Genomic DNA, 15,980 nt, shown 5'->3' on the forward strand with positions numbered 1-15,980 from the left:
TGTACAGAGCGGAACGTGACCCTCCGCACATGCGTACGAAAACGGGGGATCGCTCAGTCCACCACGTGCCGGCCCTCCGGCAGGGCGCTGCACGAGGCGCGGAAGGAGCAGGTCGCGCACTGGCGGCCGGCCGTCGGGGAGAAGCGTTCGTCGAGGACGCGGCCGGCCGCGGTGGCGAGGAGCTCCCCGACCCACTCCCCCGTCTCCGCCCCCTGGGCCTGCACCTTGGGCAGGGCGTCACCACCCTCCTTCTTCGGGGCGGCCTGCCGCAGCTGGACGAGTTCGGCGCCGCCCGGCTCCGGCCGGTGGCCGTCGAACACCTCGTCCAGGGCGCCCTCGCGGACCGCCAGCTGGTAGACGGCCAGCTGCGGGTGGCGGGCGACCTCCTCACGGGTGGGGGCCGACTTGCCCGTCTTGAAGTCCACGACGTAGGCCCGGCCCTGCTCGTCCCGCTCGACCCGGTCCATGGAGCCGCGGATGCGCACCTCGTACTCCCCCGCCTCCAGGGTCACGTCGAACGCGTGCTCCGAGGCGACGGGGGTGCGGCCGCCGCGGTCCATGACGTGCCAGCGCAGGAAACGCTCCAGCGCCACGCGCGCGTGCTGCTTCTCCTGGGCGGACTTCCACGGCGCGTCGAAGGCGAGGGCGTCCCAGACCGAGTCCAGGCGGGCCATGAGGACGTCGAGATCGGCGGGGGTACGGCCGGAGGCGACCTCGTCGGCGAGGACGTGGACGACGTTGCCGAAGCCCTGGGCGGCCGAGGCCGGCTCGGCGGCCTTCACCTCGCGGCCCAGGAACCACTGGAGGGAGCAGGTCGTGGCGAGGCTCTCCAGGGCGCTCGGCGAGAGGGCCACGGGCCGGTCCCGGTCGCGCAGCGGCACCGTGCTCCGGGTCGGCTCGAACAGGCCCCACCAGCGGTCCGGGTGGGCGGCCGGGACCAGCGGCTGACCCTCGTCGTCGGTGAGCGCGGCGAGTTCCGCGAGCCGCTGGACGGCGGCCTCGCGCAGGGCGGGCGAGGCCGCCGGGTCGACGGTGGTGGCCCGCAGCTCGGCGACCAGGGCGGAGACGGCGAGGGGGCGGCGGGGGCGGCCGGGGACGTCCTTCGGCTCGGCGCCGAGTTCGGTGAGGAAACGGGACGGCTGGTCCCCGTCCTCGGCCGGGGCCTTGACGGCGGTGACGACCAGCCGGTCACGGGCGCGGGTGGCGGCCACGTAGAACAGGCGGCGTTCCTCCGCGAGGAGGGCGCCGGCGGGGAGCGGCTCGGCGAGACCGTCGTGGCCGATCCGGTCGGCCTCCAGGAGCGAGCCCCGGCGGCGCAGGTCGGGCCAGAGGCCCTCCTGGACCCCGGCGACGACCACCAGGCTCCATTCGAGGCCCTTGGAACGGTGGGCGGTCATCAGCCGGACGGCGTCCGGGCGGGTGTGCCGGCGGGTGAGGGTGTCGGCGGCGATGTCCTGGGCGTCGAGTTCCTCGAGGAAGTTGCGCACGCCCCGGCCGCCGACGCGCTCCTCGGCGCGGGCGGCGGTCTCGAACAGGGCGCAGACGGCGTCGAGGTCCCGGTCCGCGTTCCGCCCGGCGGGACCGCCCCGGAGCGCGGCGCGCTCCAGCCGGCCGGGCCAGGGGGTGCCGTTCCACAGCGTCCACAGGGCCTCCTCGGCGGTGCCGCCGGCCGCGAGGAGCGCACGGGCCTCGCGCAGGAGCCGGCCCAGCCGGTGGACGCCCTGGGCGTACGCGGAGTCGTGGGCGACGAGCCGCTCGGGTTCGGCGAGCGCGCGGGCGAGCAGCACGTCGGAGGGCGGCGGGACCTTGTTGCCGCCCGCCCGCTCCTCGTCCCGCAGGGCCCGCCCGAGCCGCCGGAGGTCGGCGGGGTCGACCCCCGCGAGCGGCGAGGCGAGCAGTTCGAGGGCGGTCTCGACGGGGATCCACCCGGCCCGGTGCCCGGCCCCGGGGGCGGGGTCCCCGGCCGGGGCGGCGTCGGTGGGCTCGTCGGCGTCCGAGGTCCCGGCGGGCTCGGTCGTCCCCGTCGGCTCGGGGACCGGTGCGGGGCCGGCGGCTGTCGCCGGGGACTCGGGGGGCCCGCCCGGGGCCTCCCCCTCGGGGTCCTCGGGCTCGGCCCCGGGGGCGTCCTCCGGGGCCGTGCCCGGCGGGAGGGCGGCGGAGACCGTGCGGAGGGCGAGGAGCAGGGGGGCCACCGCCGGTTCGTGGCGCAGCGGGGTGTCGGCGGCGTCCGTCTCGACGGGGACGCCCGCCGAGGTCAGGGCGCGGCGGAGGGACGGCAGGGAGGCGGCGGCGCGGGTCAGGACGGCCATGTCCTGCCAGGGGACGCCGTCCTCCAGGTGCGCGCGGCGCAGCAGGTCGGCGATGTTCTCGGCCTCGGCGGAGGCGGTCGGGTACGTGTAGGCCTCGGCCCGGCCCCCGTCCCGTACCGCCGTCAGCTCGCGGTGGGCCCGCACCTTGTCGGCGGGCAGCCGGGGCATCGGCATGCGCCGGGCCAGCTCGCGGGTCGCGCCGAGCAGGGCCGCGCCCGAGCGGCGGGAGGTGCCGAGGACGCGGACGTCCGCGCCGCCGAAGGCGGCGGGGAAGTCGAGGATGCCGTTCACGTCGGCGCCCCGGAAGGCGTAGATCGACTGGTCGGGGTCGCCGAAGGCGACGAGGGTGGTCCGCCCGCCGCCGGCGAGCGCGTGCAGGAGCCGGACCTGGGCCGGGTCGGTGTCCTGGTACTCGTCGACGTACACCGCGTCGTACGCGGGCAGGGTGACGCTGCCGGCGAGGAGGACGGCCCGGTGGACGAGCTCCGTGTAGTCGAGGACGCCCTGGAGGTCGAGGACGTCGAGGTACTCGGCGAGGAAGCCGGCCGCCGCCTTCCAGTCGGGGCGGCCGACGCGGTCGGCGAAGCGGGCGAGCTCGTCCGGTCCGAGGCCCAGTTCGCGGGAGCGGGCGAGGACGGCCCGGACCTCGTCGGCGAAGCCGCGGGTGGTGAGGCAGGCGCGCAGCTCGTCGGGCCAGCCGACCCGGCCGAGTCCCGCCTTCTCCAGGTCGATCTGGCCGGCGAGCAGTTCCCGGACGGCGAGGTCCTGCTCGGGTCCGGACAGGAGCCGGAGCGGTTCGGCGAAGAGGTCGGCGTCCTGGTGGGCGCGGACGAGGGCGTAACAGTACGAGTGGAAGGTGGTGGCCTGCGGGGGGCGCCGCCCGCCGAGCCGGGCGGCCATCCGGTCGCGCAGCTCCACGGCGGCCTTGCGGCTGAAGGTGAGGACGAGGAGGCGTTCGGGGTCGGCGCCGCGCTCGACGCGGGCGGCGACGGACTCGACGAGGGTGGTCGTCTTGCCGGTGCCGGGTCCGGCGAGGACGAGAAGCGGTCCGCCGGTGTGGTCAACCACGGCCCGCTGCGCTGCGTCCAGCTGAGGGGGCTCCACCGGGGCCGGCGTGGTGCGCACCAGCCGGTACCCGCCCGGGGTCCGCTGCCTGCCCGGACCCGGGTACGGCTGTCCCTGGTACGGCGGCGTGCGCCGGGTGGTGGAGGAGGAACTCACGTGGATCGCCGGTCCTGGTGGGAGTGGTGGTGCGGGTGACGCGGGGAGCGGTGCCGGCCTCCGCCGCGCGTGGGGCGGACGTTGACGTTACGCGAAGCGGGCGGCCGCCGTGCCCCGCTCCGTACGGCTCCGCGGACCGTTCCCGTCCCCTCCTGCCCGGCCTCCCTGGGCCGATGCCGTCAGCCGTGCGCGCCGGTGTGAGTTCCGGCACCTCCGGCGCGACGGCGCCCCTCCGCCCCGCCGCGTCGGTCCTGCGCGCCCCGCCCGGAACCGGCGCCCGGCCCCGCGAAAGCGCCGCGCCCCGGGGAGGGCCCGCGCTCCGCGGGGACCTCGCGCCCGCCGGAAGCCTCCCGCCCGTCAGGGACCTCCCGCCCGTCGGGGACCTCCCGCCCGTCGGGGACCTCGCGCCCGTCGGGAAGCTCGCGCCCGTCCCAGCGGGCCCGGCGCATGTCGAGCCTCGGCAGGTGGCCTCCGGCCGCCGGGCCGGACTCCCGCAGCGGGGTCCCCTCCTCGCGGTAGTGGCCGAGGGCGCGCAGTTCGTGCCCCGGCAGCAGGGTCCCGTCGGCGCGGACGACCCGCCACCACGGTGCCGTACCGCCGTAGAGGGACATGACGCGCCCCACCTGGCGCGGGCCGCCCTCGCCGAGCCATTCGGCCACGTCCCCGTAGGTCATGACCCGGCCGGGCGGGATCGCGTCCGCGACGTCGAGCACCCGTTCCGCGTACTCGGGCAGTTCTCCGGTCTCCCCCACGGGTTCCTCCACGCTCATCCGCCCCATCCTGCCTCACCCCACCGACATGCCCCTGATGCCTCCGCAGGGCCCCTCTTCGTGCCACCATCGTGCGGGCGGTGACAGGTGATACGAGATCAAGAGCGGCACGAGCGACAAGAGCCACACGAACGGTACGAACGACACGAGCGGCCCGAGCGACCCGGACCGTACGAGCGCGCCGAGCGACCCGTACGCGAAGGAGGCGCGGGGCCGGACGCGGAACGAGAACGACGCGACACACATGCAGAGACGGACATGCTGATGGGCCAGGACACCCAGCCTCCCGGAGAGGCTCAGCCCGACGCGCCCGAGCGTGTCTCCGGCGACGAGCCGCTGCTCGCCGCCCGTGTCCACCGGCCCTCGGACCTCATGCGACTGCTCGCCGGGCTCCTCGCCATCGGTCTCGTCATCGCCATCGCCTACTTCGCCCACGCGACCACCTCGGGGCTCGAGCAGGACATCAACAAGGGCGCCGGCGGGGCCCCGGACGTCTTCGTCAAGATCGCCGGCCTGGTCTCCTCGATCGCCGTGCTGCTGGTGCCCGTCGCCTTCGCCATCGAGCGGCTGATCAAACGCGACGGGCTGCGCATCGCCGACGGGGTCCTCGCCGCCGTCCTCGCCCACGGGGTCACCCTGGCCGTCGACCTGTGGGTCGCCCGGGCCGCGCCCGACACGATCCGGGACGCGCTGACGCAGTCGCAGGCCAACGGCGGGCTCACCGACCCGGTGCACAACTACCTCGCCCCCGTGATCGCGTACATGACGGCCGTCGGCATGGCGCGCCGCCCGCGCTGGCGCGTGGCGCTCTGGGCCGTACTGCTCCTCGACGCGTTCACGATGCTGGTGGCCGGCTGGACCACCGCCTTCTCGATCGTCCTCACCATCCTGATCGGCTGGACGGTGGCGTACGGCACGCTGTACGCGGTCGGTTCCCCGAACGTCCGGCCCACCGGGCAGACCCTCCTGGCAGGACTGCGCCGGGTCGGTTTCCGGCCGGTGACCGCGCTGCGCGCCGAAGGGGTGCCGGAGGTGGCGGACAGCGGGGACCGGGGCCGCCGGTACATCGTGACCCTGGAGGACGGGCCTCCCCTGGACGTGACCGTCGTGGACCGGGAGCAGCAGGCCCACGGCTTCTTCTACCGGGCGTGGCGGCGGCTGACCCTGCGGGCGATCACCACCCGCCGGTCGATCGTCTCGCTGCGCCAGGCCCTCGAACAGGAGGCCCTGCTCGCCTACGCGGCGATCGCCGCCGGGGCGAACGCGCCGAAACTGATCGCCACCTCCGAGCTGGGTCCGGACGCCGTGATGCTCGTGTACGAGCACATCGGTGGCCGCAGTCTGGACTCGCTGGAGGACCGGGAGATCACCGACGAGCTGGTCCGCGGGGCCTGGCGGCAGGTGCGGGCGCTCCAGTCGCGGCGGATCGCGCACCGCAGGCTGGCCGGGGACGCGATCCTGGTGGATCGTTCCGGCAGGGTGTTCCTGACGGATCTGCGGGGCGGCGAGATCGCCGCCGGCGACCTGGTGCTGCGCATGGACATCGCGCAGCTCCTCACCACCCTCGGTCTGCGGGTCGGGGCGGAGCGGGCGGTCGCCGCCGCCGTGGAGGTCCTCGGGCCCGACACCGTCGCCGACTGTCTGCCGCTGCTCCAGCCGATCGCGCTGAGCCGCTCCACGCGCGCGACGCTGCGGAAACTGGCCCGGGAGCGGTCGAAGCGGGAGCGGGAGGCGGTGCTGGCCGCGTCCGAGGCGGCCCGGCACGAGCGGGAGCTGGCCAAGGCGGACGCGAAGGCGGAGGCCGAGGCGCCGGACCCGAGGGCCGTGCGGGCCGAGTCGAAGGCCGAGAAGAAGGCGGACAAGAAGGCCGAGAAGCGGGCGCTGGACGAGGCCCTGGACGAGGCCCGTGAGGAGGACCTGCTCGCCCAGATCCGGCAGCAGGTGCTGCTGATCCGCCCGCAGGCGCCGGTGGAACCGGTCCGCCTGGAACGGATCAAGCCGCGGACCCTGGTGAGCCTGATCGCGGGCGCGGTCGCCGCGTACTTCCTGCTCTCGCAGATCGCCCGGACACCGCTGTCGACCATCAGCCAGGCCGACTGGCGGTGGGTGGCCGCCGCGGTGCTGTTCTCCGCGTTCAGCTACGTGGCGGCGGCGATGAGCCTGCTGGGCTTCGTGCCCGAGCGGGTCGGTTTCTGGCGGACGGTGGTGGCGCAGGTCGCCGGCTCCTTCGTGAAGATCGTCGCCCCGGCCGCCGTCGGCGGTGTCGCCCTGAACACCCGCTTCCTCCAGCGGGCGGGCGTCCGGCCCGGGCTCGCGGTGGCGAGCGTCGGCGCCTCGCAGCTGTTCGGGCTCGGGGCGCACATCCTGCTGCTGCTCTCCTTCGGCTATCTGACGGGGACGGAGAAGTCGCAGTCCTTCACCCCGTCGAGGACGGTCATCGCGGGCCTGCTGACGGTCGCGGTGCTCGTCCTGGTGGTGACGGCCATCCCCTTCATGCGGAAGTTCGTGGTGACCCGGCTGCGGTCGCTGTTCGCCGGGGTGGTGCCGCGCATGCTGGACGTGCTCCAGCGGCCCATGAAGCTGCTGACAGGCATCGGCGGCATGCTGCTGCTCACCGGCGCGTTCGTGCTCTGTCTGGACGCCTCGATCCGCGCGTTCGGGCACGGCACCGCCACCATCAGCTACGCGAGCGTCGCCGTCGTCTTCCTCGCCGGCAACGCGCTGGGCTCGGCGGCCCCCACACCGGGCGGTGTCGGCGCGGTCGAGGGCGCGCTCACCTTCGGCCTGGTCGCGGTCGGCCTCCCCCTGGAGGTGGCGACGCCCGCGGTGCTGCTCTACCGGCTCCTGACGCTGTGGCTTCCGGTCCTGCCGGGGTGGATCTGCTTCAACTGGCTGACCCGGCGCGAGGCCCTGTAGCGGGGCGGCCCCCGCCCCGTTCACGTACCGGCACGGCCCCGTGCGGGTGCGGTACCGCGGCCCCGCTCGCGTGCGGCGGCGCCCGGCCCCGTACCCGTAGCCGTACCCGGGCGGCGCCCCGGCCGCGTGCCCCCGTACCCGTACGGCGCCGGGCACCCACCCGGTTGGCCCCGCGTCCCGCGCGGGCGGTGGGGCGGCGGATCACGATGGGGCTATGCCGACCTCCGCCACCGCCCGCCCCCGCACCGCCCGGCGCGCCGCCCTGCTGGCCGTCACCGCCGTGCTGCTCGCCGCCGGCTGTTCGGACGGCGACGGCGGCACCGCCACCCCGTCACGGCAGAGCGGAACCGGCGTACCGCCGTCGCTCCTCACGCAGAAGTTGGCCTGGGCCCCCTGCCCGCCCCCGTCCCCGGCCGAGGGCGGCGGCGACGCGCCCTCCCCGCTGCCCGGCGGCACGGCCTGGGAGTGCGCCTTCCTCCAGACGCCGCTCGACTGGTCCCGGCCGGAGGGCCGGACCATCGAGCTGGCCCTCATCCGCGCCAGGGTCCGCGACAGCTCCCGGCGCATCGGCTCGCTCGTCTTCAACTTCGGCGGCCCCGGCGGCTCGGGCGTCACCGCCCTGCCGGGATTCGCCGAGAAGTACGAGGCCCTGCGCGGCCGCTACGACCTGGTCTCCTTCGACCCGCGCGGGGTGGGCCGCAGCGAGCCCGTCGAATGCGCCACCGACAAGGAGCTGGACGCCTACTACGCCCTGGACTTCACCCCCGACGACCAGGCCGAGGAGCGGACCCTGTCGGACGCGCAGAAGAAGTACGCGGCCGGCTGCGAGGAGGACGCGGGCACGGCCCTGGCGCACGTCGGCACCGAGAACGCGGCCCGGGACCTCGATCTCGTGCGGCAGGTCCTCGGCGACCGGAAGCTCCACTACTTCGGCATCTCCTACGGCACGGAACTCGGCGGCGTGTACGCGCACCTCTTCCCGAAGAACGTGGGCCGGGCCGTGTTCGACGCGGTCGTCGACCCGGAGTCGGGCGTCGAGGACGGTGCCCTCGGGCAGGCGAAGGGCTTCCAGCTGGCGCTGGACAACTTCGCCCAGGACTGCGTGGACCGGGGTGACGAGTGCGCGCTGCCCGGCGGCAGCGTCGCCGGGATCGAGGCGGGGATCACCCGGCTGCTGACCGCACTCGACAAGAAGCCGATCGCGGGCATCGGGGAGCGCAGGCTCACCCAGACGCAGGCCACCAACGGCATCGTGCAGGCCTTGTACTCCAAGGAGTTCTGGCCCTATCTGGAACAGGGTCTCGACGCCGCCGACGGCGGCGACGGGGCGCTCCTGCTGGCGCTCTCCGACTCGATGAACGGGCGCGGCCAGAACGGCAGTTACAGCAACATCCAGTCCGCCAACACCGCCATCAACTGCGTGGACTTCAAGGAGCGCTACACCCTGGGCCAGGCCAAGGAGCGGCTCGCCGCCTTCCGCGAGGCCTCCCCCGTCTTCGGCGACTCCATGGGCTGGTCGCTCGCGGGTTGCTCGCAGTGGCCCGTACCGGGCCGGTGGGACCACCCGGACGTCTCCGCGCCCGGCGCCGCCCCGATCCTGGTGATCGGCACGACCGGCGACCCGGCGACCCCGTTCGAGGGCGCGCGAGCCATGGCGAAGGCGCTCGGCAAGGACGTGGGCGTGGAGCTGACGTTCGAGGGCGAGGGGCACGGCGCCTACAACGGCGGCAACGCGTGCGTGAAGAAGGCCGTCGACGGCTATCTCCTGGACGGCAAGGTCCCGGCCCCGGGAACCGTCTGCACGTGACCGCGGACCGACGGCCCGCGGCCGAGGGCACGGGGAAGGCCCCGGATCCCGACCGGATCCGGGGCCTTCCCCGCACGCGCGCGAGCCCTCGGGCTCAGGAGGCCGGCTGCCCGGCCTCCGGAGCGGGCCACCCGGGCTCAGTAGACCGGCTTCTCGGGCTCGATCTGGTGGACCCAGCCGATGACGCCGCCGCCGACGTGCACCGCGTCCGAGAAGCCCGCGGACTTCAGGACCGCGAGGACTTCCGCACTGCGGACACCCGTCTTGCAATGCAGGACGATCCGCTTGTCCTGGGGCAGGTCCTGGAGGGCGTTGCCCATGAGGAACTCGTTCTTGGGGATCAGACGGGCGCCGGGGATCGAGACGATCTCGTACTCGTTGACCTCGCGGACGTCGATGATGTCGATGTTCTCGCCGTCGTCGATCCACTCCTTGAGCTGCTTGGGAGTGATCGTGGAGCCGAGCGCCGCCTCCTGGGCCTCCTCGGACACGACGCCGCAGAAGGCCTCGTAGTCGATGAGCTCGGTGACGGTGGGGTTCTCGCCGCAGACCGCGCAGTCGGGGTCCTTGCGGACCTTGACCTGGCGGTACTGCATCTCCAGGGCGTCGTAGATCATGAGGCGGCCGACCAGCGGGTCACCCACGCCGGCGAGGAGCTTGATGGCCTCGGTGACCTGGATGGAGCCGATGGACGCGCAGAGCACGCCCAGGACGCCGCCCTCGGCGCACGAGGGGACCATGCCCGGCGGCGGGGGCTCCGGGTAGAGGCAGCGGTAGCAGGGCCCGTGCTCGGACCAGAAGACGGAGGCCTGGCCGTCGAAGCGGTAGATGGAACCCCACACGTACGGCTTGTTCAGCAGCACGCAGGCGTCGTTGACCAGGTACCGGGTGGCGAAGTTGTCCGTGCCGTCGACGATCAGGTCGTACTGGCCGAAGATCTCCATCACGTTGTCGGCCTCGAGCCGCTCCTCGTGAAGGATCACGTTGACGTACGGGTTGATGCCGAGGACGCTGTCGCGCGCCGACTCGGCCTTGGAGCGGCCGATGTCGGACTGGCTGTGGATGATCTGGCGCTGGAGGTTCGACTCGTCGACCTCGTCGAACTCCACGATGCCGAGCGTGCCCACGCCCGCGGCGGCCAGGTACATCAGGGCCGGGGAGCCGAGGCCACCCGCGCCCACACACAGCACCTTGGCGTTCTTCAGCCGCTTCTGACCGTCCATCCCGACGTCCGGGATGATCAGGTGGCGGGAGTACCTGCGGACCTCGTCGACGGTGAGCTCGGCAGCGGGCTCGACCAGGGGTGGCAGCGACACGGAGACCTCATCAATACAGCTGGTCGGTTTGTCATGACGACGGTTGTTCTCCCCGTAACACTGCCACGCCCCTCCTCATTCCGAGACACCCGGTCCGATACGCGAGACGATTTCGTCCCAGTAGCCGGGCAGCGCGTGAAATGCTCCGCTTTGTCCCGGGCCTCCGCTGCGGTCGGTGAAGAAGATCGTTCCGGCCCCCTGCCAGCGGGCGATCCGCAGGGCCTCGTCCAGGTGCGTGCGCGGGACGCCGTGGACGAGGTGGACGAAGGTGGACTCGGGATGATCGGCCGTCCACTCGGCCACCTGCGACCAGCGGTAGTCCGCCCAGGCCCCGGAGAAGGTGACCAGCTGGTCGGCCGCCTCCGCGTATCCCGGGTGGGGGTGGGTGCCGTGGCCGAGGACCAGGTGGGCCTCCCCGTCGAGGACGGCCTCCAGGGTCGCCGTGAGCCGCCGGGTCGCGGCCAGGTCGGCCCGGTCGGCGGGGCAGCGGTCCAGGTAGTAGCCGTCCACCCGGTACCAGTCGAGGAACCGGTGGGCGTCGGAGACCAGCTCCCCGAAGGGGCGGGAGCCGTGGGCCAGGTCGAGGTGCCCGAGGACCCGCACGCCGGCGTTGCGGAGCCGGCCCGCCGCCTCCAGGCAGTGCGGGTCGGGCCGGCTGCCGGGGCCGTCCGCCACGTTGAGCACGGCCCAGTGCAGCGGGGTCCCCGGCCGGGTCAGCTCGGCCCATTCGACGGGGGCGAGCAGCGGATGCGCGTAGCCGGGCACGCCGACGCCGAGCGCCTGGACCGCTCCGGTGGCCGTGGCCGCCGTCAGATGCGACACGCCGCCTCCATCCAGATGTCGGCGAGCGACTCCTCCAGGTTGATCCGTGGCCGCCAGCCGAGCCGGTCACGGGCGGTGCGGACGTCGGCCTGCTGCCAGGGGCCGCAGCCGTCGGGGTACGGGTAGGGGGCGGCCGCCAGCTGTTCCGCGATGGTCGCCTCGGTGCGCGGGGCTCCGATCACGGGGCGCTGCGGCATGCCGTGGGGGCCGTCCAGTTCGTGGAGGTTGCCGGCGTACCCGGCGACCCGGGCGAGGACGGCGGCGGCGTCCCGGAGCCGTACGGCCCGGCCCGTACCGATGTTGACGACGCCCTGGGCGGCGGAGAGCGAGGCCGCGTGGACGGCGCGGGCCACGTCCCGCACGTCCACGAAGTCGCGCTGCACGCCGAGCCCGCTGAGCTTGAGCTCGCCGTCACCGGCCTGCATGGCGCGGCGCATGGCCTCGGCGAGCCGGCCGAGCGGGGAGCCCGCGGGGGTGCCGGGCCCGACCGGGGAGAAGACCCGCAGGACGACCGCGTCGAGGCCGGAGCCGAGGACGAGTTCGGTCGCGGCGAGCTTCGACACCCCGTAGGGGCCGCCGGGGCGGGGCACGGCGTCCTCGGCCGTGGACGAGCCGGGCTGGCTCGGCCCGTACTCGGAGGCGCAGCCGACCTGCACGAGGCGGGCGCCGCAGCCGCTGCGGCGCAGGGCCTCGCAGACGGTGGCGACGGCGACGGTGTTGTGCCGGGTCAGGTCGCGGGCGCCGCCGCGGGTGGCGCCCGCGCAGTTGACGACGACGCCCGGGTGGACGGCGTCGAGGAACCGGGTCAGCGCGCCGGGGCTGCCGCTGGCGAGGTCGAAGCGGACGTCGGCGTCGTCCCCGCGGCCGAGGGCGGTCAGGTGGACGGCGGGGTCGGCGAGCAGGCGGTCGGCGACGAAGCGGCCGATGAAGCCGTTGGCTCCGAGCAGTAGCACCCTCATCGTGCGGCCCCTTCGTGCCGACCGGCCGGTGCTGGGGGTTGACGGGTCATGATCTTCGGTCTCCTTGCGGGGTGAGGGCGGGCCGGGCCGCGCCCGCGGCGTCGGCTCCGCGGGTGCGCCGGGGTCAGGGGGTGGTGTGGGCCGAGGCCCGGGAGAGGGCGCCGGTCGCGTGGGCCAGCAGGCCGAGCGCGGCGGCGCCGCAGACGAGGACGGGTACGGCTCCGGGGCCCCACGCGTCGGTGACGGCCCGCACGGGGACGGCGAGCGCGTCGAAGCCGGGCAGGGGCAGCCGGGCCGCCAGGACGCTCGCGACGGCGAGCGCCTCGGCGGCGCCCGCGGCGGCGAGGGCGGAGGCGGCGGCCGCCGCGGAGCCGTGGACGGTGAGGAGTCGGGCGAGGAACAGGAGCGCTCCGAGGGCGAGGGCGCCGGGGGCGAAGCCGGTGAGGACCAGCAGGGCCGTCAGGGCGAGGAGGTGGAGGGCGACGGCACCGAGGAGGAGCGGGCGGGTGGCGGCGGCGAAGTCGGCGACGCCGCGGCTGTCGGCGAGCCGGCGGCGGGCCACGGCGCCGAAGAGGTACGCGCACCAGGCGGCGGGCGCGACGGAGAGCGCGAGCCCGAGCAGGGGCGCGGTGGTGACCGGCCAGGTGCCGTCGGGGCCACCGGTGAGCACCTCCGCGAGGAGCCCGTCCCCGCCGGCCGCGTACGCCACGAGCCAGAGGGTCCAGAGCGAGGCGGCCGGCACGGTGGGCCCGTCCGCCCGGAGCGGACCGCGCCGTACGGCCGCCGACACCGCTCCGGCCAGCGCGAGCGCCCCGGCAAAGGCCGTGGCGAGGCGGACGGTTCCCTCGGTGAGCCCGAGTACGAGGCCGGTGAGCGCGGCGACGCCTCCGGGGGCGAGCGCGGCGAGGGCCCAGGGGGTCCGGGCGCCGGGCGCGGGCCCGGCGGGCGGGACGGTCGCGCCGCCCCGGGGCACGCGCGCGTACAGCTCCTCGGCGAGCGAGAACACGTCCCGGTGCCGGTAGCGCGCGGCGGTCCGGTCCGTGAAGCCCTCCGCTTCGAGCCCCGCCGCGATCTCCAGTGGATCCACGGCCCGCTCGCACAGCTCCCGGTGCCGGTGCATCAGCACTTTGACGGGATCGCCGCCGGCGCGGCGTGCCCGCGCGGGGGCGGTGGGCGGGGCGGGGCGCGTGCCCCGGCCGGCGGTTCCGGCGGGCGGGGCTCCGGTGTCGGAAGCCGGCGGGGAGGCGTCGGCCCGTGCCGTCCCCGGGACGGGTCCGGCGGGGAGTTCGGCCGGGACGGCCGCGGGCACCGGCTCCGCGGGCGCGACGGCCGCGGAGGTGGGGGCCCGGTCGGCGCCGGGCGGTGCCTCGTCGGTGGCGGAAGCCGCGGGCTGTCCGCCCCCGGCGGCCGGGGCGCGCGTCGCTGTCACGCCTTCGGCGGGGCCGGAGGCGGCCGGGGTGACGGTCCGGGGGCGGGTGACCGGGTCGGCGGTCGGACCGGCCTGCCCGGCGGGCACGGTCGGCCCCACGGCTGCGGCAGGGACTACCGGTGCGCCGGGGGCGGCCGAGGGCCACGGAGACCCGGGCGCCGGCTCGGTCACGGGCCCGGCGGGGGTGTCACCCGTCGGGCGGGGCGGGGCGGCGTGGGCGCTCTCGGGACTCCGGCCGGCCGGGGCGTCTCCCGGCGCGGGGGCCGTCCGGCCCGGGGTGAACCACGGGCTCTCCGCACGCCGCCCGCCCGGGGCGGGACCGTGGCCGGCGGGGGGGCCGGGGTGGTGCGGGCGGTGGGGGGCGGCGGGCGAGGCCGCCGGGACTATTCCGTCGGGGTCGTTGGAGGGGGGCTCGGCGGTGGCCGGGGTGAGGGCCGGGGCGCCGAGGAGGGCTTCGGAGCGGGCGTCCCAGGCTCCGGAGCTCGTGGGGGCGGCGGGGCCGCGCATCGGGGTGCCTCCTTCAGGCATCGGGGGCTCCTGTGCCCGCGGTGACGGCCTGATGGGCCCAGCTGCCCGGCACATGGGCCTCGGCCGGGTGGGCGAAGGGCACGTCGGCGCCGGCGCGGTGGCGCACGGGCGCGCGGGAGAGCAGTTCGAGGTAGATGCCGCGGAACGCGGCGAGGTTCTGTTCGACGGTGAAGAGTTCGAGCGCGCGGGCGCGCGCGGCGGCGCCCAGGCGGTGGCGGCGCCCGGGGTCGCGCAACAGCGCGAGGCACGCGTCGGCGAGCGCCCGCGGATTGCGCGGGGGCACGACGAGTCCGGTGCCGCCGATGACCTCGACGACCGCGCCGACATCCGTGGAGACCGTCGCGCGGGCGCAGAACATCGCCTCGACCAGGGTCGTCGGGAAGCCCTCGGCGACGCTGGAGAGCACGGTCACCGCGCCGGAGGCGTGGACGTCCTCCGGTGTCGGCGCCTCCGGTCCGCCGAGTTCCTCGAAGGAGACGGGGTTCTCGCCCACGGCGTGCGGATCGGCGGCCTCGTCGGGGAAGAGGTGGGCGGCGAGCCCCTTGCAGTGCAGGAGGTACGCCTCGGCCTCCGGCTCCCGGACCGGGGCGGCCACGATCCGCAGCCGGACGCCGGGCTGCCGGGCGCGGATCTCGGCGAAGGCGTGGAGGAGGCCGATCAGGTCCTTGGCGGGGTCGACGCGGCCCGTCCAGACGAGGGTGGCCGGGTCACCGCTCTCCTCGTTCTCGCCTGCCTCGGCGTAGCGCTCGGCCGGCATGCCGGGGTGGACGGTGCGGATCCGGGCGCGGTCGGCGCCGCACCGCTCGTACCAGCGGCGCGCGTGGGTGTCGCCGGGGGTGAGGAGCGCGGCCTGCCGGTAGATCTCGGCGGTGAGCCGGCCGTGCAGCGCGGCGAGGAGGGTGCGCAGGGCGCCGGACCGTTCCGTGCCGCCCGCGGCGAGGTAGTGGGCGCGGAGCCGGACGCCGTACTCGGTGACGAGCAGCGGGGTGCCGTGGAACCGGGCGGCGAGGAGGCCGGGGAGGGCGACGGGGCCGCCGCCGGCCGCGTGGCAGAGGTCGACGGCGCCGAGCGCGTCCTCGCCGTACCAGTCGAGGGAGAGAGGGCGCAGGGTCCGCTCCAGTTCCTCGGCGAGGGCGAGGTGGTCGCGCAGGCCCGCGCCCGCCGCGCCCCGGCGTGCGCCCGGCGCGCGGCAGGCGGCCTCGAGAACGCGCACGGCCTCGTCGGAGCGCAGCGCGCCCGGCAGCCCGCCGCCCTCGCGGGCCAGGTCGGCGAGGGCGTACAGCCCGGCGGCGAACAGCTCCGGCGCGCCCCCGTCCGGGCCCGTACCGCTGTCGTCGTACGTCCCCTCGGCGCCGTCCGTTCGCGGGTCCTGGGCACAGAGGCCTTCGGCGAGGGCGGCGAAGGCCTCCAGGAAGCGGCCGCGGTCGCGGCGGCCGAAGGCCCGGCGCAGGGAGCGGCCGGGCGCGGCGCGGTCCTCGGGGTTCGCGCCGGGGGCCGCCGCGCGGACGAGGCGGGCGTGCGGCGGGAGGGGCGCGGCGGGGGCGGTCCCGAGGGCGTAGAGGTCGAAGCGGTGCTGGTCGAGACCGCGGACGAGCCGGTCGCACCAGCCCGCCGCGTCGGCCGTGCCGCCAGCGTCACCCGGCGCGCACGGGGTGCCACCTTCCGTGATCAGTCCGATCCGCACGAGCGCACCCCCGTTCCTCCGTTGACGGCGCCCACCGCGGCCCGGTGGTGCGCGGCTGACTCCCGCAGCGGGAAGAACGTAAGCGGAGAAACCGGTGGTGGGGGGGGGGGGGGGGGGGGGGGCCGCCCCCGGGGGGGGGGGGGCGCGACAATTAGGTCGGGACGGCCGTAGCGTTAGGGTAGCGGGAGCCCGAGAACACAACCCCCAAACACCACCCCC

General features: G+C 75.8%; 9 protein-coding genes. 2 read left to right on the plus strand and 7 right to left on the minus strand.

Annotation, left to right across the window (positions count from 1 at the left end):
• Window positions 1–53 precede the first annotated feature (53 nt).
• Together ACFY60_RS02325 and ACFY60_RS02330 are read right to left on the minus strand one after the other, a co-directional pair.
• Window positions 54–3,530, minus strand: coding sequence for a UvrD-helicase domain-containing protein (locus tag ACFY60_RS02325; RefSeq protein ID WP_388607478.1), 3,477 nt, complete (start codon window positions 3,528–3,530; stop codon window positions 54–56).
• A gap of 179 nt (window positions 3,531–3,709) precedes the next feature.
• Window positions 3,710–4,300 (minus strand): MGMT family protein, encoded by a 591-nt coding sequence (locus ACFY60_RS02330; RefSeq protein ID WP_388607477.1) that lies wholly within the window; start codon window positions 4,298–4,300, stop codon window positions 3,710–3,712.
• Between the two features lie 258 nt (window positions 4,301–4,558).
• Here ACFY60_RS02330 and ACFY60_RS02335 point away from each other — a divergent pair, with 258 nt between their 5' ends.
• Window positions 4,559–7,216: a lysylphosphatidylglycerol synthase domain-containing protein gene (locus ACFY60_RS02335; RefSeq protein ID WP_388607474.1), complete on the plus strand. Its 2,658-nt coding sequence runs from the start codon at window positions 4,559–4,561 to the stop codon at window positions 7,214–7,216.
• Between the two features lie 214 nt (window positions 7,217–7,430).
• Window positions 7,431–9,023: an alpha/beta hydrolase gene (locus ACFY60_RS02340; protein ID WP_388607472.1), complete on the plus strand. Its 1,593-nt coding sequence runs from the start codon at window positions 7,431–7,433 to the stop codon at window positions 9,021–9,023.
• A 137-nt stretch (window positions 9,024–9,160) separates the two neighbouring features.
• On the opposite strand, the gene moeZ is transcribed toward ACFY60_RS02340, so the two are convergent.
• The 5 genes from moeZ to ACFY60_RS02365 form a co-directional block, all read right to left on the minus strand.
• Window positions 9,161–10,339: an adenylyltransferase/sulfurtransferase MoeZ gene (moeZ, locus tag ACFY60_RS02345; protein WP_309056167.1), complete on the minus strand. Its 1,179-nt coding sequence runs from the start codon at window positions 10,337–10,339 to the stop codon at window positions 9,161–9,163.
• 75 nt (window positions 10,340–10,414) lie between these two features.
• The gene (locus ACFY60_RS02350) at window positions 10,415–11,161 is read right to left on the minus strand and encodes a spherulation-specific family 4 protein (RefSeq protein WP_309032153.1); all 747 of its coding nucleotides are present in this window, start codon (window positions 11,159–11,161) and stop codon (window positions 10,415–10,417) included.
• Window positions 11,149–12,120, minus strand: a complete 972-nt coding sequence (locus ACFY60_RS02355; RefSeq protein WP_388607470.1) for an NAD-dependent epimerase/dehydratase family protein — start codon at window positions 12,118–12,120, stop codon at window positions 11,149–11,151. Before ACFY60_RS02355 ends, ACFY60_RS02350 begins: the two co-directional genes overlap by 13 nt.
• 124 nt (window positions 12,121–12,244) lie before the next feature.
• Window positions 12,245–13,636, minus strand: a complete 1,392-nt coding sequence (locus ACFY60_RS02360) for a hypothetical protein (RefSeq protein ID WP_388607468.1) — start codon at window positions 13,634–13,636, stop codon at window positions 12,245–12,247.
• A gap of 433 nt (window positions 13,637–14,069) precedes the next feature.
• The gene (locus ACFY60_RS02365) at window positions 14,070–15,761 is read right to left on the minus strand and encodes a glycosyltransferase (protein WP_388607466.1); all 1,692 of its coding nucleotides are present in this window, start codon (window positions 15,759–15,761) and stop codon (window positions 14,070–14,072) included.
• Between the last annotated feature and the right edge of the window lie 219 nt (window positions 15,762–15,980).

The sequence above is a fragment of the Streptomyces sp. NPDC012827 genome (genome assembly GCF_042900905.1).
Taxonomy (GTDB): Bacteria; Actinomycetota; Actinomycetes; order Streptomycetales; family Streptomycetaceae; genus Streptomyces; species Streptomyces gulbargensis.

Coding starts and splice junctions, on each gene's coding strand:
- ACFY60_RS02335 (WP_388607474.1), top strand. CDS start 4,559: ATGCTGATGGGCCAGGACACCCAGCCTCCCGGAGAGGCTCAGCCCGAC.
- ACFY60_RS02340 (WP_388607472.1), top strand. CDS start 7,431: ATGCCGACCTCCGCCACCGCCCGCCCCCGCACCGCCCGGCGCGCCGCC.
- ACFY60_RS02330 (WP_388607477.1), bottom strand. CDS start 4,300: ATGAGCGTGGAGGAACCCGTGGGGGAGACCGGAGAACTGCCCGAGTAC.
- ACFY60_RS02355 (WP_388607470.1), bottom strand. CDS start 12,120: ATGAGGGTGCTACTGCTCGGAGCCAACGGCTTCATCGGCCGCTTCGTC.